The sequence below is a fragment of the Cupriavidus sp. GW823-FHT07A04 genome, from assembly GCF_058794615.1.
In genome coordinates, this window is the sequence record NZ_JBXAHA010000008.1 from 229,649 (window position 1) to 246,405 (window position 16,757).

Below are 16,757 nucleotides of genomic sequence, written 5' to 3' on the forward strand. Positions count from 1 at the left end.
TCAATGGTTGATCACGACCGCATCGGCGCGATCGGGGGTGAGGCGGTAGGGCTCGTCGGAGGCGAGGAAATCGCGCTCCTCACGGGCATCGGCGATCCACGCCTGCATGGCCGGCAGCGCCAGGATAAAGTCCGCATATTGCTTGGCGGCCTCCGGCAGGTGGATGCCATAAGTGGCAAAGCGGCTGACGACCGGCGCGAAAAATGCGTCGGCAATGGAGAACGCGCCAAACAGGAACGGCCCGGCGGCAGCATGGCGCGCGCGCAGGTCCGACCAGATCGCGGCGACACGGTCCACATCGCGCTGCACCGCCACGTTCCAGCCCATGCCGGGCAGCACCGCGGTGACGTTCATCGGCAGCTGGCTGCGCAGGTTGCCGAAGCCAGAATGCATCTCCGCGCAGATCGAGCGCGCATGCGCACGCTCGGCACGGTCGGCCGGCCAGAGCCGCTTCTCGGGAAAGGACTCGGCCAGGTATTCGGCAATCGACAGCGAGTCCCACACCGAGACATCGCCATCGACCAGCACCGGCACCTTGCCAGTGGGCGAGTGCTTCGCAACCGCTTGCTCAAACCCGGCCACGAACAAGCGTACCTTGACCTCTTCGAACGCAATGCCAGCCTGCCGCATCAGCAGCCAGGGGCGCAGCGACCAGGAAGAGTAATTCTTGTTGCCGATGACGAGCTTCATCGCAAAATCCTTGCAGGAAAACGTGGGGGAGCGCGCGCGGGGCCGGGGCAAGCCCGGAGCGCGAAGCGCACGCCGGCGAGCGAACCATTGTAGCCAGCCGCGCCAAGCGCCTCCAAGCGAATTACGCTCGCAGCGATGTGAATCCTGGTCACATGCGAAGGGCAAAACCCGGCCGGGCAGCCTGCCGCTCAACGATACCCGCTGCGCCGCAGTCCCAGCATCTGGCTCTCGTGCCCACGGCCCGCCAGCACATCGGTCATCACCACCTCCAGCCCCACCGGCTGGCCCAGCCCAAGCTCGGGCGCGATCGGCCCCCGCATGACATTGTCGAGCCGCATGGAGTCCAGGTTGTCGCGCGACATCACCGGCGCGCCCGGCATGTATTCGAGGATGGCTGCCTGCACGCGGGCCAGGGCGTCGGGCAGGTGCAGGACCGGGCGCGGGTGGCCGCTGGCGCGGCCCGCAAAACGCACCAGCTCCTCCAGCGTATAGACCTGCGGCCCCGCCAGGTCGTAGGCGCGGCCGATAGTGTCCCGCGTCGCCATGGCGTTGACCATGACCTGCGCCACGTCCTCCACGTACACCGGCTGGAACCTGGCATGCGCGCAGGCGAGCGGCACTACGGGCGCCAGTTGCTGCATATGGGCGAACAGATTGAGGAAATGGTCGTCGGGGCCGAATATCACGGACGGACGGAAGATGGTCCAGTCCAGAGCGCTCTCGCGCACCACGCGCTCGCCGTCGCCCTTGCTGCGCAGGTACATCGACGGGCCGGCGCTATCGGCGCCCAGCGCGCTCATGTGCAACAGCCTGCGCACGCCAGTGCTGCGGCAAGACTCGACAATGCGCCGCACGAGGTCTACGTGGGCGGCGGCAAAAGCCGCGCCGTAGGGCTCGGCGCGTTCGCCATGGAGAATGCCGACCAGGTTCACCACGACGCCGTCGGTGCCCAGCGTGCCAATGGCGGTGTTCAGCGCAACATCGTTCCTCACGTCCAGCTCGATCACCTCGACGCGCGGCAACAGCAGCAGGTGCTGCGCATGCTCGGCGTCGCGGGTAGCGGCCACGATGCGCTCAGGGTCCAGAGGCGGCTCCACGACGGTGCCCGGCTCCAGCGGCGTGGCCGACGCGGTGGCAACACCTGCCAGGCGGGCTACCAGGTGGCTGCCGACAAAGCCGGCCCCTCCGATCACTAGAACGTTGCTGGTCTGCATGGATCTCTCCGCGGCAAGGGACGACTGGCGCACGCTCCAGGGCTGGAGCACGCGCCGGCTACCGCATTGGCCTGCAGACCGCGCTGCCTTGAAGGCGTTAAAACCTCAAGGCAGGCTGGTGGTGGTGATCTGCGACGGCGACACCACGCCCAGGCGATCCTTGAGCGACTGCGGCCGGCCGCTCATCAATGCAGCATAGTACGTGGCGTTCGACAGCACATTCTTCACATAGGTCCGGGTCTCCGAGAACGGAATGGTCTCGGCGAAGATCGCGCCCTCGACCTGGCGCGGCAAGCTGGAGCGCCAGTTCTTGGGACGGCCCGGGCCGGCGTTGTAGGCGGCCGAAGCCAGCGTCCAAGAGCTGTCCAGGTCAGTCAGCACCATGCTCATATAGTTGGTGCCGAGCTGGATGTTGATATTGGGATCGCTCATCATCGAGGGCGAGAAGTCGGTCATGCCGATCTTGCGCGCAACCCACTTGGCGGTCGCCGGCATCACCTGCATCAGGCCATGGGCGCCGGCGGACGAGCGCGCGTTCATGATGAAGCGCGACTCCTGGCGCACCAGCCCATAGGCCCACGCCATATCCAGGCCCACGTCATCGGTGGCGCGCTGCATGATGTCGCGGTACGGCATCAGGAAGCGCAGCGAGAAGTCATGCTCGGCCTGGGTGCGGTCCGCGGTGTTCACGGCGCGGTCCAGCAGTTCGATGCGGCGGGCGTAGTCGGCGGCGGCCAGCAGCTGGCGGTCGGTCATGCCGCGCAGTTCCCAGTTCCATTCACGATTGCCTTCGAAGCGCAGGTTCAGGTCATAGAACTTCTGCGCGCGCAGGAAGCCCGGGCGGGTGCGCATGGCATTGACCTCGGCATCGCTGACCTGCGTGCGTGCCGGCAGCACGATGCGGTTGCCCAGTTCCTCGCTGGCCAGCTGGCCGTAGAAGTTGAACTGGCCGGCGATCGACTGGAACTGCTTCTCGGCCTCGGCGCCGCGGTTGTCCGCCTTGAGCGCGCGCCCGTACCAGTACGTCCAGGCCGGATCCTTGGCGCGCAGCTCGGGGCGCATCAGCTCCACTGCCTGGCGCACCTGCTTCCAGTCGCCCTGGCGCAGTGCGGCGCGCACGCGCCATTCCTGCGTTTCGTCGGACAGCCACTGGTTACCACCCAGGTCCATCTGGCGGCGGTAGTAGCCGGCCGCCTCGGGTGCAAGCTTCTTGGCGGCGTACTGGCCGACCACGCCCCAGCCTGCGCCCTGCTCGTCGCGCGACAAGCTGCCGGCGTTGGCGCTCAGGTAGGCCGCGGCCTGGGAGGGATCGTTGCGCGCCATCTTGACCACGGTGGCGAGCGTGTTGCTGTCGCCGCGCGCGTCCGGCGCGGTGGCGGCGATGCGCCCGGCCAGCGTCACATAGTTCTGTTCCAGCGCCTGGCGTGCCTGGAAGGCCACGTCGCTCGGCTCGATCTGCCTGCTTTGGGCCAGGTAGCCGATCAGGTCGACACAGCCTTCGCCGTAGTAGCGCGGATCGCTCAGCGCCGCGCGTGCGTCCGCCGCCACGTTCTGGCCCTTGAGCGCGCGTGACAGCAACGCGTAGCACTCGACCTGCGTGTCATCCTTGAGCACGAACTGCGGGTATTCGGCGTCGAAATTGGCCCAGTCGCGCTTCTTGCCCAGCACCAGCAGCCAGTCATTGCGCATGCGGTCGGCAATGGCCTCGCCCTTGTAGCGCTGCAGGAAAGCGCGCACCTGGTCGTCAGGGGCGTCGATGCGGGCCAGGCCGCTGGCGTCGAACATCTGCGGCTTGATGCGGAAGTACTCGACGTAAGACGAGATCGGGTAGTCCACCAGCGTGGCCGAGATGGCGTCGGTGCGTGCCACGTCGTTTTTGCGCGCGGCGTCGCGCAGCGCCACGAAAGCGTCGTCGGGGTTGCTCGGGATAGCGAGCGACTGCGATTGGGGTTGCGGCTGGGGCCGTTTCTGCGCAAATACCGGCGTGGCAAGCACTGCGCACGCGATCGCCGCCAGGGCGGCCTTGGCCACACGCTGCGGATATACTCCCTTCGGCATTCTTCTTCCTTGTTGTGACGGCCGGACAACACCTTTCGAGGGCGTGCATCCGACCGTGCAATGTTGGGTCAACAGCAGACATTATCCCACGCAGCCATGCCAAGCGACGACGTTCGCAGCCCCTCCGGCGCGCCCGGAAAGCCCGACTCCAGCGTGCCGCGAGCGGCACTGCGGCGCCAGTTGCTGGCGCTGCGCGGCGCATTGCCGCAGCGCCCCGCCGCCGACGCCGGCATCGAAGCCGCGCTGGCCGCCCTGCTGGAGCGCTTGCCCGTGCATCGCCTGGGCTTCTACTGGCCGATCCAGCAGGAGTTCGACGCCCGTGGCGTGGTCTCGCGCTGGCTGGCCGGCGCCCCCGCGCGGCAAGCGGCCCTGCCGGTGGTAAGCCGGCCGGGCGCGCCGCTGGATTTCCACCAGTGGGAACCGGCCACGCCGATGGTTGCCGGGCATTACGGCATTCCCGTGCCCGATGGCACGCCGCCCTTGCTGCCAGACGTCCTGCTGATTCCATGTGTCGGTTTCAGCGGGGATAAGTTCCGCCTGGGCTATGGCGGCGGGTTCTACGACCGCACGCTGGCGGCGCTGGCCGCCAGCGGGAACGCGCCGGTGGCGATCGGCATCGGGCATGAGGCCTGCCGGATTGCGTTGGTGCCGCAGGAGCATGATTTGCCGATGGATTGGGTGGTTAGTGAGGGGGGGGTGTTTTGAGGGATATGGGATGTGTCTTCATCCTATTGGGGGGGTGGTCGCTGTTTCTTTGAACGGCGATGGCGTTCGCACCCAAAAGCCATACGACATCCCCCTGCGGGGTTGGTCGCTGTTTCTTTGATCGGTGTTGGTTTTTGCACCCAAAAGCCATACGACATCCCCCTGCGGGGGCTGCCGGTCACTTTTCTTTGACCGGCAAAGAAAACTAACGAAAAGAAAGCCGCCCTGCCGGGGGCAGAGCAATAAGGCTGTTTTTGCCTCTGTGGTTGCGTCGTACGGCCCGGAGTGTTGGCTAGCCAATCCTACCGACTCGAAGGGCATCGCTACTACATGACCCAATGGTCACGTGGTGGTGCCCCTGATCGCTTTGCTCAGTGAGCGTTCTGGCATCTGCCGTTCGCGGTGCGCAGCGCCACGATCCTGCCTGCCCTGGTGGTTTCGTGGTTTTGTCTCTGGCGGCGGGCGCTCGGCCATTTGATGCCCTGCCGTACCGGCTCTATCCGCGTCTTGCTCTTAGCGTCCAGGGTTTCGTGGTGGGCACCGTGGCCCGTTCGCCCGTTCGCTAGGGCCGCGCTCACACCCACGGCGCTCGTCCTCCGAGACAAAACCACGAAACCAGCCACACCCGAAACGGCGCAGCACTTCGCGCCGCGAGCGGCAGATGTGGGAGTGGTCACCGCACACGAGGTCAGGGGCTGCACCACGTGACCATTGGGTCATGCAAGTTCGATGCCCTTTGAGCCGGTAAGGCACGCTAGCCAACACTCCGGGCCGTACGACGCAACCACTGCCCCACATAAGCCTTATTGCTCTGCCCCCGGCAGGGCGGCTTTCTTTTCGTTAGTTTTCTTTGCCGGTCAAAGAAAAGTGACCGGCAGCCCCCGCAGGGGGATGTCGTATGGCCCTTGGGTCCAAAAACCAACGCCGCTAAAAAAAACAGCGACCACACCCCAAAAAAACAAGCCACCAACTACAAACAACGCCCCACAGGCACCAACTCATCCACCAAATCCCGCATATGCCGCCAATGCGACCCCTCCCAAAACACTCGCTGGCAGCAATCGCAAGTCACGAACCGCTCCTGGCGCGCAAGCACGCCCGGCGGCACGCGGCCGTCGACCTCGGTTTTGTCGATCGCCCGTAGCGGCACATTGCAGTCCAGGCACAGCGAGAACGGCCGCGCGCTACGGGCCAGGTCGAGCCGCGCGAAAATCTCCCGTAGTTGCGGTGTGGCCTTGATGGCGCGCACGTAGCAGCCATGGGTGACCCCGCGCCGCTTGAGCAGCTCGCGGTCCCGCGTGAGCACGATGCGGCCCTCGCGCATGGCGATGGCCTCGATCTCACTATCGGCGTAATGGTTGTCGTAAAGCGTGTCGAAGCCGGTCAGGCGCAGCAGGTGCGCCAGCCCGCCCAGGTGGGCGTCGGCAACAAAGCGGGTCGCGCGCAGCGGCTCGGCGCGCACGCGCAGCAACGGTGTGACGTCGAAGGCTTCGAACTGGGGATAGACCGAGACGCGGTCGCCATCCTGCAGCAGGCGCTCGAAGCCGCATGACTCGCCGTTCACCAGGATCAGCTCCACTTCGGTGTGCGGCACGCCCAGCGCTTCGATCATGTGCTTGACGGTGGCGGCGCGCGCGCAGGCGCACACGCAATCCCGGCCGCGCTGCGCGCGCGGCAGGAAATCGTTCAGTTCCTCGTAGAAACGAAACGTGGCGGTGACGGTGGCAGGGTCGGTGGCCATGGGCCAAAGTATGCCACCGCCCGGCAGCGCCTCAGCCCGCCTGATTGGCCAGCCGCAGCGTGGACTCCACGGAAAGCCGCGCCCAGGCTGTCATGGCCTCGGCCGACTCCAGGCAGGCCGGTGGAGCACTCAGGTAATGCTGCATGGAGACCTCGCGGCCGTTGCGGCTGTAGCGGAACGGCTCGCCGCCCTCGGCCTCGAAGCCCCCGCGCGTCTGGTCGTCCACTTTCAGGTAGCAGCGCCCGCCCAGCACCAGCGCGAACACCAGGCCGTCGTAGTACAGGGCGTGGCCGCCAAACATGCGGCGCGTGGTGATCGGGCCGATGCGCGCCGCTAGCGGCCCCAACAGTTCGAGCAGATGGTCGATGAAGGGATCGGGGCGGCGGGCTGGCATGGCGCGGGCGCGGGCGGATGCCTCAGAGCTTCAGGCGCTGCCAGATGGCTTTGGTCGCGCTGGCCGTGTTGAGCGTGTAGAAATGCAGCCCCGGCACGCCGGCGGCAAGCAGGCGCTCGCACAGCGCGGTGACCACATCCAGGCCAAAGGCGCGGATCGATTCGCGGTCATCGCCGAAGCCTTCCAGCCGCTTGGCCACCCAGCGCGGCACTTCGGCACCGCACATCTCGGAGAAGCGCATCAGCTGCGAGGAATTGGTGATCGGCATGATGCCCGGCACGATCGGTACGTCCACACCCATGGCGCGCACGTCCTCGACGAAACGGAAGTACGCATCGGCGTTGAAGAAGTACTGGGTGATGGCCGAGTCGGCGCCGGCCTTGACCTTGCGCACGAAGTTCTCGAGATCGTGGCGGGGCGACTTGGCCTGCGGGTGGTACTCGGGATAAGCCGCCACCTCAATGTTGAACCAGTCGCCGGTCTCGGCGCGGATAAACTCCACCAGTTCGTTCGCATAGCGGAACTCGCCGATCTCGCCCATGCCCGATGGCATGTCGCCGCGCAGCGCGACGATATGGCGGATGCCGCCTTCACGGTAGGTCTTGAGGATATTGCGGATGCTCTCGCGCGAGGACCCCACGCACGACAAGTGCGGCGCGGCCTCGATGCCTTCGCGCTGGATCTCCAGCACGGCGTCCAGCGTGCCCTGCTGGGTGGTGCCGCCGGCGCCGAAGGTCACCGAGATGAACTTGGGCTGCAGCGGAGCGAGCTGCGCACGCGTGTTGCGCAGCTTCTCGGCGCCCTCCGCCGTCTTGGGCGGGAAGAATTCAAAGCTGAAGTAGCGGTCTTGCATGATGGTGGCGCGCCGCCTATGGCGCGGCGCGCTGAAAAATTGGCATGGGACGCCGGACGGCGTCAGGCGCTGCGGCGTTCGCCGAGCAGCACGCTCGACAGGGCCCAGGAGATCACGCTGTAGAGGATCGAGCCGAGCAGGGCCGCGCCAAAGCCGGTGACCACGAAACCGGCCAGCAGCTTGCCCACGAACAGGAACAGCAGCGCGTTGATCACGAAGATGAACAGGCCAAGCGTGAGCAGCGTCACCGGCAAGGTCAGGATCACCAGGATCGGGCGGATCAAGGTATTCACCAGGCCAAGCACCAGCGCGGCGATCATGGCCGAGCCGAAGCCGCCAAGATGAATCCCATCGATCAGGCTGCCCACCAGGAACAGCGCGGCGGCGTTGATGATCCAGACGGCCAACAATCTCATGACGACTCCTTCGCTTGGGTAAAACGGATTCGGGGCAGATTCGGGGCACGGCGCCCGCTGCGCGCGGGCGCCGCGGGCTGACGAACCGGCGGTTGATCAAACGCAGATCAGCCGCCGGTCACCGGCAGATCAATAACGGTAGTGATCGGCCTTGTACGGGCCTTGCTTGCTCACGCCGATGTAGGCGGCTTGCTGCTCGGTCAGCTCGGACAGTTGCGCGTTAAGTTTCTTGAGCTGCAGGCGCGCGACCTTTTCGTCCAGGTGCTTGGGCAGCGTGTAGACGCCGACCGGGTACTTGCCGCTTTCGCGTTCCTGCCACAGTTCGATCTGGGCGATGGTCTGGTTGGCGAACGAGCTGCTCATCACGTACGACGGGTGGCCCGTGCCGCAGCCCAGGTTCACCAGGCGGCCCTTGGCCAGGATGATGATCTTCTTGCTGGGTTGATCGCCAATGGCGGGGAACACCACGTGGTCAACCTGCGGCTTGATCTCGTCCCACTCATACTTTTCCAGCGAGGCGATGTCGATCTCGTTGTCAAAGTGGCCGATGTTGCAGACGATGGCCTGGTCCTTCATCTTGGCCATGTGGTCATGGGTGATGACGTGGTAGTTGCCGGTGCAGGTGACGAAGATGTCGGCCTTGTCGGCAGCGTATTCCATGGTCACCACGCGGTAGCCTTCCATCGCGGCCTGCAGTGCGCAGATCGGGTCGACCTCGGTCACCCAAACCTGGGCCGACAGGGCACGCAGTGCCTGCGCGCTGCCCTTGCCCACGTCGCCGTAGCCGGCCACCAGCGCAACCTTGCCGGCGATCATCACGTCGGTGGCGCGCTTGATGCCGTCCACCAGCGATTCACGGCAACCATACAGGTTGTCGAACTTGCTCTTGGTCACCGAGTCGTTGACGTTGATGGCGGGGAACTTGAGCTCGCCCTTTTGCGCCATCTGGTACAGGCGGTGCACGCCCGTGGTGGTTTCCTCGGTCACGCCCTTGATGGCGTCCAGGTTACGGCTGTACCAGGACGGGTCCTTGGCCAGCTTTTCCTTGATCGCGGCGAACAGGAAGGTTTCTTCCTCGCTGCCCGGGTTGGCGATCAGCGATGCGTCCTTCTCGGCGCGGGCGCCCAGGTGCAGCAGCAGCGTGGCATCGCCGCCGTCGTCCAGGATCATGTTGGGGGTGCCGCCATCCTTCCAGTCGAAGATGCGGTGGGTGAAGTCCCAGTATTCCTTCAGCGATTCGCCCTTGAAGGCGAACACCGGCGTGCCCGAAGCGGCGATGGCCGCGGCAGCGTGGTCCTGGGTCGAGAAGATGTTGCACGATGCCCAGCGCACGTCGGCGCCAAGCGCCACCAGCGTCTCGATCAGCACGGCGGTCTGGATGGTCATGTGCAGCGAGCCGGCGATGCGCGCGCCCTTCAGGGGCTGGGCGGCAGCGTACTCGTCGCGGATGGCCATCAGGCCGGGCATTTCGGTTTCGGCGATGGCGATTTCCTTGCGGCCCCAGCCGGCGAGGCCCAGGTCGGCCACGAGGTAATCGTTCTTCAGGTCAGTCACTGCGTTCATGTTTCACTCCGATGAAGAGTGGCGACGAAGGACGAGTGCGGGGAATACGGCCGCGCCATGCAAGGATGGTGAAAACCAGGGCCTTTGCATAACGGGCGGATAGGTCGACTCGCCTCCGTGTGTATGCCACGGATCAGCGAGCGCCGTTGAAGACAGTCCGAGCCTGGCGAATGGCACAATAAGGCCCATTCGTTGCAACGCTCCTCGGAGTGGCGGTATTGTAGCCTGCCCCGGCACGCTTGGCACCGCCACCGCCATGAATTTTTCTTGACCGCCGGCCCAGCACATGACCCTGACGACACACCGCCCCCCGCGCACCCTGACCATCGCCGGCTCCGACTCTGGCGGCGGCGCCGGCATCCAGGCCGATCTCAAGACCTTTGCGGCGCTGGGCTGCTTCGGCATGAGCGCGATCACTGCCATCACGGCGCAGAACACGCTCGGCGTGACCGGCGTGCATGCCATCCCGGCCGACATGGTGGCGGCCCAGATCGATGCGGTTGCCAGCGATATCGGCGTGGATGCGGCCAAGACCGGCATGTTGGGCACCGCCGCCATCGTCGAGGCGGTAGCCGCCGCGGTGGACCGCCATGGGATTCGCCAGCTGGTAGTGGACCCGGTCATGATCTCCACCTCCGGCGCCACCCTGGCGGACGACGCCACCACCCAGGCCATGGTGCGCCTGCTGTTCCCGCGCGCCGTGCTGGTCACGCCCAACCTGCCGGAGGCATCCTACCTGCTGGGCCGCAAGATCACCCGGCGTGATGAAATGGAGCAGGCGGCACGCGACCTGGTCGCGCTGGGCTGCCCGGCGGTGCTGCTCAAGGGCGGGCACCTGGATCCGGCCGATGCCGGCCTGGACGACCTGCTGCTGAGTGCCGACGGCACTGTGCGCGTGTTCAGGCATCAGCGGGTCGACACCCGCAACCTGCATGGCACCGGCTGCACACTGGCCGCGGCCATTGCTGCCCAGCTGGCAAGGGGCGACAAGCTGGAAGACGCGGTGGAAGTGGCGCTGGATTTCGTGGCCGATGCGATTGTGGCGGGCGCTGACTTTGCGCTTGGGACGGGCAACGGGCCGCTGAACCACGGCTTTGCGCCGCGGGTGCTGGGATGAAGCAAGCCAGCGGCCCTGGACGAAGCCGTCGAACGGGCCAAAGCCGCGCGCCATGACGACGGCTGTTTCTCCCTCTCCCCTCAGGGGGAGAGGGCCGGGGAGAGGGGTGGCTTAGCTAGGAGCCACTGGAAGCGGAGCCCTTGGATTTGTCCAGCACGCCGGCGGAACGAGCGCCCGCCCTCTCCCCCGACCCCTCTCCCACAAGTGGGCGAGGGGAGCGGACCAGCGGTATGATTTGCGCCCCAGCCTGACATCCGCCACACCATGCCCACCCTCACCCAGATCGACCTGCGCACCGACCCCACCGCCGCCCCATACCAAAAGCACGAAGTGGTACAGGTAGCCTTCGCCAAAGAACCCGGCGAACTCATCAGCCTCGAAGGCCCCAACCGCTACCGGCCCGGCGACGCCATCATCACCGGCTCCACCGGCGACCGCTGGGTCGTGTCCCGCGAACGCTTCGACCCCAAGTACGAACCGCTGCAAGCCGGCACCCACGGCCAGGATGGCGCCTACCAGAACATCCCGGGCGTGGTGCTGGCCAAACGCATGGACCAGGATTTCAGCATCGCCCGCTCAGCCGGCGGCGACGTACTGCATGGCGCAGCTGGCGACTGGCTGATGCAATACGCCCCGAACGACTACGGCATCGTCCAGCAGGCGCGCTTCGCCCAGGTCTACCGTCCGGCCAGCGGCAACGCCTGAGGCGTCAGTCCCCGCCGCTGCTCAGCGGCACCAGCTTGAACGCCGCGCGTGCCACGCAAACCACTTCACCAGCGGCGTTCTTCACTTCGCCCTCGCAAAACGCGATGCGCGCGCCGCGCCGCATGCAGCGCGCTTCCAGGTGCAGTTCACCGCGTGCCGCAGCCAGGAAATGCGTGGACATATCGATGGTGATCACACCGGTTTCCAGCGGCGCATGCGAGCGCGCGGCGCCGCTGAGCGTGAAATCCAGCGTGGCCATCAAGGTGCCGCCGTGCACGTCGCCCCGGCTGTTGACCAGGAACGGGCTGACCGGCAGGCGCGTGTGGCACAGGCCCTCTTCCATCCGCACGGGCTGCAGGCCAAGATGGCGCATCAGCGGCACGTCGATGCCGAAGTAGGGTTTCTCGGGCGTGCCCGGCGCTACCGGGACAATCTGAGCGGGACTTTCCAAAACAGTTCTTCCTTATTCGCGTTCTTCGCGTTATGCGAGCTCCACCACCGCCTGGCCCTCGGCGACGGCGTCGCCGGGCCGCACCAGGATGGCCTTGACCACGCCAGCATATTCGGATTCGAGCGGTATCTCCATTTTCATGGACTCGATCATCATCACGGCGTCGCCGGGCGCAATGGTAGCGCCAACTTCGATGTGGATGGCGCAGACATGGCCGCTTACCGCGGCTTCGATCTTGTTCATCAGGCAGCTCTCTGGGTAGGTTGTGGGTTCTCTGCGGCAGGCGTGGCCAGCACACGCTGGGCGAGCGCGGTATCGATGCGCCCGGCCAGGAAATCGGGATGCGCGAGCACGCGCAGGATGAAAGGGATGTTGGTCTTGACGCCGGCAATGGCGAAATCCCCCAGCGCCGCGCGCAGCGTGGCGATGGCCTCGCCGCGATCGGCGCCGGTGGCAATCACCTTGGCCAGCATGGGGTCGTAGTACGGCGTGATGCGGGCGCCTTCGGCGTAGCCGGTTTCCACGCGGATGCCCTCGCCTTGCGGCGGGCGGAACACCTCCAGCGGGCCAGGCGACGGGAAGAAGCGCACCGGGTCCTCGGCATACACGCGCGCCTCGATGGCATGGCCTTGCGCGTGGACCTGGCCGCCCGGCAGCACATCATCGATGCGCTCGCCGCGCGCCAGCCGGATCTGCGCTGCCACGATATCCACGCCGGTGATCTGCTCGGTGACGGCGTGCTCCACCTGCAGGCGCGTGTTCATCTCCAGGAAGACAAATCCGGTGGCCGGCGTGTGCAGCATTTCCACCGTGCCGATCACGTCGTAGCCGATGCCGGACAGCAGCGCCGAGAGCTTGGCCGCCATGGCTTGCACCTCGGCACGGTCCAGCCCGTGCGCGCGCGCTTCCTCGATGACTTTCTGATGACGGCGCTGCACGGAGCAATCGCGCTCCCACAGGATGCGCACGCCGCCGTGGCGGTCGGCCAGCACCTGGAACTCGATATGGCGCGGCTGCTCGACCAGCTTCTCCAGGTACAGCTCGGCCTGGCCAAAGCTGCGCTGCGCCACCGAGCGCGCCTGCTGCCAGGCAGCGGCCAAGCCGGCCGCGTCACGTACCGGCACCATGCCGATGCCGCCGCCACCGCCGGCGGGCTTGATCAGCACCGGATAGCCGATACGCTCTGCCGCAGCGGCGACGGTGTCCATGTCGTCGGGCAGCACCTCGGAGCTGGGCGCCAGCGGCATGCCTTGCGCGGCCATGAAAGCGCGCGCTTCGGTCTTGTGGCCAAGGCGCCGGATCCAATGCGGGGACGGGCCGATAAAGCACAGGCCGGCGGCTTCCACGCGCTCGGCGAAAGCGGCGTTTTCCGACAGGAAGCCATAGCCGGGATGCACCGCATCGGCGCCACTGGCGCGCGCGGCTTCCAGCAGCTTGTCCTGGTCCAGGTAGCTGGCCAGCGGCGGCGCTTCGCCCAGGCGCAGCGCGGCATCGGCTTCGCGCAGGTAGGGCAAGCCAGCGTCGGCATCCGAGTACACCGCGACCGATTCCAGGCCCAGCCCGCGCAGCGCGCGGATGATGCGCGCCGCTACCGCGCCGCGATTCGCGACCAGCACGCGACGCAAGGGACGCAAGGGACGCAACGGACGTACCGATTCGCAAGCCTTCGTCGTGGCAATCATGAAGTCTCTCCCGCGCGGATCACTACCGCGTCGACCAGCACCGGCGCCACGCCGGCGCGGCTCACCATGACCGGATTGGCGTCGACCGAGCGTACCTGTCCTTGCGCGCCCACCATCCAGTCGCCCACGCGCACCAGCATTTGCGCCAGCGCGTCCACATCGACCGCCTCCATGCCGCGCAGCGCGCCGAAGGCGCGCGCAATGCGCAGCCGGCCGATGGCCTCGCGCGCCTGCGTGGCGTTGAAGGGCGCGACGAGAAACTGCACGTCGTCTATCGCTTCGACCAGCACGCCACCCTGCCCCACCATCACCACCGGTCCGTAGACGTCGTCGATGTGCGCTCCCACCGCCAACTCGAAAGCGCCGCGTTGCTGGCGCGCCAGCAAGACGCCGCCATGCTGGATGCCCTGGCTGGCAGACAGCCCTCGCAGCACACGGTCCAGGTCATGGAAGGCAGCCAGTGCCTGCGCCTCGTCGGCAAGGCCGAGGCGCACCAGCCCGAACTCGGACTTGTGCGAGATGTCCGGCGAAACGCCCTTGGCGACCACTGGCGTGCCCAGTTCGCCCAGCGCGCGGCGCACGTCATCCACGCTGCGGCACAGGCGGTGCTGCACGACCGGCAGACCGGCCTGCGCCAGCGCCGCCAGGCTTGCCACTTCGTCGAGCGATACGTTGGGAGCCGCATTGTCCTTGGCGAACACCGGCGGCAGCGCGGCGGGCTCGGCCAACGCGGCGGCATTCATCGCCGCGTGCCGCGCGAGCATGCCCAGCGCGCGCATGGCGGCACGCTCGCTGTCGAACACCGGCACGCCTTGCGCGCGGAACGCCTGCGCCACCCATTCCTGGTTGGCGCTGACCGCCACCGGCACGCCGCTGGCCGAGGCAAAGCGGCCGGTCTGCGCGGAGAAATCGGCAAAGTCGTAGCCCTCGCCGCCGATAGGAAAGCCCACGTAGATCATGTCGGCCTGGCGCTGCGCGGCCACCACTTCCAGCGTCTGCCCGTAGATGTGCGGCTGGCCCAGCAGCGCAGTGGTCATGTCGATCGGATTGCGCGCCGACACAAACGCTGGAAGCACTGCCTTGAGCGCGGCTTCCCCCTCGCCTTCGAACTGGCACAGCGCGAGGCCCTGATCCTCGGCGGCATCGGCTGCCAGTACGCATGTGGCGCCGGAATTGCTGATCGCCACTACCTTGCGTCCACGCGGACGCTGCCCGCCGATAAACACCTGGCTGTACTCGACCAGCTCGCGGAAATCCGCCACACGCTGGATGCCGTGCTGGCGCAGGAAGGCGTCGGCTAGTGCATCCTCACCGGCCAGCGCGCCGGTGTGCGAGCTGGCGGTGAGTTGCCCGGCCTGCGTGCGGCCAGCTTTGACGGCGAGCATGGGAATGTCGCGCTGATGCGCGACGCGCGCGGCCTGCGCCAGCACAGCCGGGTCTTTCAGCGATTCGATATAGAGCAGCAGCACCCGGATGTCCGGATCGGCGCCGACCGCGCGCAGCACCTCTGCGGCAGTGATGTCCGCCTCGTTGCCGGTCGCCACCATATAGCGCACGCCGATGCCCTTGCGGCGCAGGCCACCGTAGACGATGGAAGAGCCCGCGCCGCTCTGGCTGACGATGGCGACCGGCCCGTCCTGGCCGGCCTCCTCGTTGATCATGGTCGAAAAATGCAGGATGGCCCCATCGCGGAAGTTGGCCACGCCCTGCGTATTGGGGCCGAACAAGCGCAAACCGCCCGCGCGCGCGCGCTCGACCAGCCTGCGCTGCTGCGCCGCGCCGGCTTCGCCAAGCTCCGCAAAGCCCGAGGAATAAATCACCGCTGCGCGCGCGTTGACCGCCAGGCACTGGTCGATGGCCTGTTCGACCTCCTGCCCCGCGACACTGATCACCACGACATCGGGCGCATCGGGCAGCGCGGCCAGTTCGGGATAGGCCTGCAGGCCCTGGATCTGCGCGCGTTTGGGGTTGACCGGATACACACGCCCGGCAAAGCCGTAGCGGCGCATGTAATCGATCGGCCGGCCGCCGGCCTTGATCGGATTATCGGAGGCGCCAAGGATGGCAACCGAACGCGGGGCCAGCAGTTCAAGCATGTTGTCGCTCATCTCAATCCACCTTCACCTTGGCTTCGGTGGCCACGCGCTTCCACTTGACCAGTTCCGCCTGCATAAACGCGCCGAACTGCTCGGCATTCAGCGTGCCGGGCGTGGTGCCGCTCTGCGCCAGGTTAGCCTTGGATTCCGCCGTGTTCATGCTCTTCACGGCGTCGCGGTTCAGGCGCTCCACCAGCGGCTTGGGCAGGTTGGCCGGGCCATAGAAGCCAATCCACGTGGTGGCCTCGTAGCCGGGCACGCCCTGCTCGGCAATGGTGGGCACATTGGGCAAGGCCTCGCTGCGCTTGGCCGAGGTCACGCCGATGGCCTTGACCTTGCCGTCCTTCACATAGGGCGCCATCGTCATCACGTCATGGAACAGCGCGGGGATCTGGCCGCCGAGCAGGTCCGACAGCGCCGGCGCCGCGCCCTTGTAGGGAATATGCGTCAGCGGCGTGTTGGTCATCAGCCGCAGCAACTCCCCCGACATATGCGTGGCGCCGCCAATGCTGGATGAGCCGAACGACAAGCCTTCCTTTTGCTTCCTCGCGTACGCAAGGAATTCCTGCAGGTTCGACACCGGCACATTGTTGTTCACCACCAGCACGTTGGGCGTGGTCGCCAACAGCGCGATCGGGGTGAAGTCCTTGCTGGCGTTGTACGGCAGCTTGGGCCGCACCGCGGGATTGATCACCTGGTGCGTGGCGCTGACCAGCAGCGTGTAGCCGTCCGGGTTGGCGCGCGCGACGATCTCGGTGCCGATCTGGCCGCTGGCGCCGGCGCGGTTATCCACCACGAACGGCTGCTTGAACTCGGCCTGCATGTCGCGCGCGATGCGGCGCGCCAGCAGGTCGGTCATGCCGCCGGCGGGAAACGGCACGACGATGGTGACGGGCTTCTGCGGCCAGTGCTCCTGCGCCTGCGCGCCGGTGGCGCCCGGCAGTGCGGCGCCAACGGCCAGCGTGGCGGTAACGATGGCATTGAGGGTGGGGCGGTGCGCAAGGATAGGTCGGTGATTGGGCAAGGCGGTCTCCATTATTTTGTTTGTGTCTGATTTGCCGGACGGTCTCTC

Annotated in this window: 16 protein-coding genes and 1 riboswitch; of the genes, 3 read left to right on the forward strand and 13 right to left on the reverse strand. The window is 66.6% G+C overall.

The window, feature by feature from the left end:
- The 3 genes from AC1Q7Q_RS16020 to AC1Q7Q_RS16030 all read right to left on the reverse strand — a co-directional run bounded on the left by AC1Q7Q_RS16020 (window position 1) and on the right by AC1Q7Q_RS16030 (window position 3,962).
- The gene (locus AC1Q7Q_RS16020) at window positions 1–690 is read right to left on the reverse strand and encodes a glutathione S-transferase family protein (RefSeq protein WP_492373952.1); all 690 of its coding nucleotides are present in this window, start codon (window positions 688–690) and stop codon (window positions 1–3) included.
- A 188-nt stretch (window positions 691–878) separates the two neighbouring features.
- The gene (locus AC1Q7Q_RS16025) at window positions 879–1,904 is read right to left on the reverse strand and encodes a complex I NDUFA9 subunit family protein (RefSeq protein WP_492373951.1); all 1,026 of its coding nucleotides are present in this window, start codon (window positions 1,902–1,904) and stop codon (window positions 879–881) included.
- A 105-nt stretch (window positions 1,905–2,009) separates the two neighbouring features.
- Window positions 2,010–3,962: a lytic transglycosylase domain-containing protein gene (locus AC1Q7Q_RS16030; RefSeq protein ID WP_492373950.1), complete on the reverse strand. Its 1,953-nt coding sequence runs from the start codon at window positions 3,960–3,962 to the stop codon at window positions 2,010–2,012.
- Window positions 3,963–4,058: 96 nt separating this feature from the next.
- Here AC1Q7Q_RS16030 and AC1Q7Q_RS16035 point away from each other — a divergent pair, with 96 nt between their 5' ends.
- The gene (locus AC1Q7Q_RS16035; protein WP_492373949.1) at window positions 4,059–4,667 is read left to right on the forward strand and encodes a 5-formyltetrahydrofolate cyclo-ligase; all 609 of its coding nucleotides are present in this window, start codon (window positions 4,059–4,061) and stop codon (window positions 4,665–4,667) included.
- Window positions 4,668–5,637: 970 nt separating this feature from the next.
- On the opposite strand, the gene AC1Q7Q_RS16040 is transcribed toward AC1Q7Q_RS16035, so the two are convergent.
- The 5 genes from AC1Q7Q_RS16040 to ahcY all read right to left on the reverse strand — a co-directional run bounded on the left by AC1Q7Q_RS16040 (window position 5,638) and on the right by ahcY (window position 9,634).
- Entirely contained in the window at window positions 5,638–6,408 is a 771-nt protein-coding gene (locus AC1Q7Q_RS16040) for a Mut7-C RNAse domain-containing protein (protein ID WP_492373948.1), read from the reverse strand.
- 31 nt (window positions 6,409–6,439) lie between these two features.
- Window positions 6,440–6,802, reverse strand: a complete 363-nt coding sequence (locus AC1Q7Q_RS16045; RefSeq protein WP_492373947.1) for a TfoX/Sxy family protein — start codon at window positions 6,800–6,802, stop codon at window positions 6,440–6,442.
- A gap of 22 nt (window positions 6,803–6,824) precedes the next feature.
- The gene (metF, locus tag AC1Q7Q_RS16050) at window positions 6,825–7,655 is read right to left on the reverse strand and encodes a methylenetetrahydrofolate reductase [NAD(P)H] (RefSeq protein ID WP_183032212.1); all 831 of its coding nucleotides are present in this window, start codon (window positions 7,653–7,655) and stop codon (window positions 6,825–6,827) included.
- A gap of 62 nt (window positions 7,656–7,717) precedes the next feature.
- Entirely contained in the window at window positions 7,718–8,071 is a 354-nt protein-coding gene (locus tag AC1Q7Q_RS16055) for a phage holin family protein (RefSeq protein WP_150989950.1), read from the reverse strand.
- Between the two features lie 129 nt (window positions 8,072–8,200).
- Window positions 8,201–9,634: an adenosylhomocysteinase gene (gene ahcY, locus AC1Q7Q_RS16060; protein WP_492373946.1), complete on the reverse strand. Its 1,434-nt coding sequence runs from the start codon at window positions 9,632–9,634 to the stop codon at window positions 8,201–8,203.
- Between the two features lie 131 nt (window positions 9,635–9,765).
- Window positions 9,766–9,846, reverse strand: a riboswitch (S-adenosyl-L-homocysteine riboswitch).
- Window positions 9,847–9,920: 74 nt separating this feature from the next.
- Between ahcY and thiD the strand changes: the two genes are divergently transcribed.
- Together thiD and AC1Q7Q_RS16070 are read left to right on the forward strand one after the other, a co-directional pair.
- The gene (thiD, locus tag AC1Q7Q_RS16065; protein WP_492373945.1) at window positions 9,921–10,751 is read left to right on the forward strand and encodes a bifunctional hydroxymethylpyrimidine kinase/phosphomethylpyrimidine kinase; all 831 of its coding nucleotides are present in this window, start codon (window positions 9,921–9,923) and stop codon (window positions 10,749–10,751) included.
- 264 nt (window positions 10,752–11,015) lie between these two features.
- Window positions 11,016–11,456 (forward strand): PGDYG domain-containing protein, encoded by a 441-nt coding sequence (locus AC1Q7Q_RS16070; RefSeq protein ID WP_492373944.1) that lies wholly within the window; start codon window positions 11,016–11,018, stop codon window positions 11,454–11,456.
- A 4-nt stretch (window positions 11,457–11,460) separates the two neighbouring features.
- Here the strand turns inward: AC1Q7Q_RS16070 and AC1Q7Q_RS16075 are convergent, their stop codons facing one another.
- Genes AC1Q7Q_RS16075 through AC1Q7Q_RS16095 form a run of 5 tightly spaced genes read right to left on the reverse strand, consistent with a single transcriptional unit; the run spans window position 11,461 to window position 16,709 of the window.
- Window positions 11,461–11,907 carry a PaaI family thioesterase gene (locus tag AC1Q7Q_RS16075; RefSeq protein ID WP_150989937.1) on the reverse strand — a complete coding sequence of 149 codons (447 nt, stop codon included), beginning with the start codon at window positions 11,905–11,907 and terminating at the stop codon, window positions 11,461–11,463.
- Window positions 11,908–11,937: 30 nt separating this feature from the next.
- Entirely contained in the window at window positions 11,938–12,150 is a 213-nt protein-coding gene (locus AC1Q7Q_RS16080; protein ID WP_492373943.1) for an acyl-CoA carboxylase biotin carboxyl carrier protein subunit, read from the reverse strand.
- Entirely contained in the window at window positions 12,150–13,589 is a 1,440-nt protein-coding gene (locus tag AC1Q7Q_RS16085; protein ID WP_492373942.1) for an acetyl-CoA carboxylase biotin carboxylase subunit, read from the reverse strand. The genes AC1Q7Q_RS16080 and AC1Q7Q_RS16085 overlap by 1 nt, the downstream gene beginning before the upstream one ends.
- On the reverse strand, window positions 13,586–15,697 hold the full coding sequence (locus AC1Q7Q_RS16090) for an acetate--CoA ligase family protein (RefSeq protein WP_492373941.1): 2,112 nt from the start codon (window positions 15,695–15,697) through the stop codon (window positions 13,586–13,588). The genes AC1Q7Q_RS16085 and AC1Q7Q_RS16090 overlap by 4 nt, the downstream gene beginning before the upstream one ends.
- Window position 15,698: 1 nt before the next feature.
- Window positions 15,699–16,709: a tripartite tricarboxylate transporter substrate binding protein gene (locus AC1Q7Q_RS16095; protein ID WP_492373940.1), complete on the reverse strand. Its 1,011-nt coding sequence runs from the start codon at window positions 16,707–16,709 to the stop codon at window positions 15,699–15,701.
- Window positions 16,710–16,757: the final 48 nt, after the last annotated feature.

Coding starts and splice junctions, on each gene's coding strand:
- AC1Q7Q_RS16020 (WP_492373952.1), bottom strand. CDS start 690: ATGAAGCTCGTCATCGGCAACAAGAATTACTCTTCCTGGTCGCTGCGC.
- AC1Q7Q_RS16025 (WP_492373951.1), bottom strand. CDS start 1,904: ATGCAGACCAGCAACGTTCTAGTGATCGGAGGGGCCGGCTTTGTCGGC.
- AC1Q7Q_RS16030 (WP_492373950.1), bottom strand. CDS start 3,962: ATGCCGAAGGGAGTATATCCGCAGCGTGTGGCCAAGGCCGCCCTGGCG.
- AC1Q7Q_RS16035 (WP_492373949.1), top strand. CDS start 4,059: ATGCCAAGCGACGACGTTCGCAGCCCCTCCGGCGCGCCCGGAAAGCCC.
- AC1Q7Q_RS16040 (WP_492373948.1), bottom strand. CDS start 6,408: ATGGCCACCGACCCTGCCACCGTCACCGCCACGTTTCGTTTCTACGAG.
- AC1Q7Q_RS16045 (WP_492373947.1), bottom strand. CDS start 6,802: ATGCCAGCCCGCCGCCCCGATCCCTTCATCGACCATCTGCTCGAACTG.
- metF (WP_183032212.1), bottom strand. CDS start 7,655: ATGCAAGACCGCTACTTCAGCTTTGAATTCTTCCCGCCCAAGACGGCG.
- AC1Q7Q_RS16055 (WP_150989950.1), bottom strand. CDS start 8,071: ATGAGATTGTTGGCCGTCTGGATCATCAACGCCGCCGCGCTGTTCCTG.
- ahcY (WP_492373946.1), bottom strand. CDS start 9,634: ATGAACGCAGTGACTGACCTGAAGAACGATTACCTCGTGGCCGACCTG.
- thiD (WP_492373945.1), top strand. CDS start 9,921: ATGACCCTGACGACACACCGCCCCCCGCGCACCCTGACCATCGCCGGC.
- AC1Q7Q_RS16070 (WP_492373944.1), top strand. CDS start 11,016: ATGCCCACCCTCACCCAGATCGACCTGCGCACCGACCCCACCGCCGCC.
- AC1Q7Q_RS16080 (WP_492373943.1), bottom strand. CDS start 12,150: ATGAACAAGATCGAAGCCGCGGTAAGCGGCCATGTCTGCGCCATCCAC.
- AC1Q7Q_RS16085 (WP_492373942.1), bottom strand. CDS start 13,589: ATGATTGCCACGACGAAGGCTTGCGAATCGGTACGTCCGTTGCGTCCC.
- AC1Q7Q_RS16090 (WP_492373941.1), bottom strand. CDS start 15,697: ATGAGCGACAACATGCTTGAACTGCTGGCCCCGCGTTCGGTTGCCATC.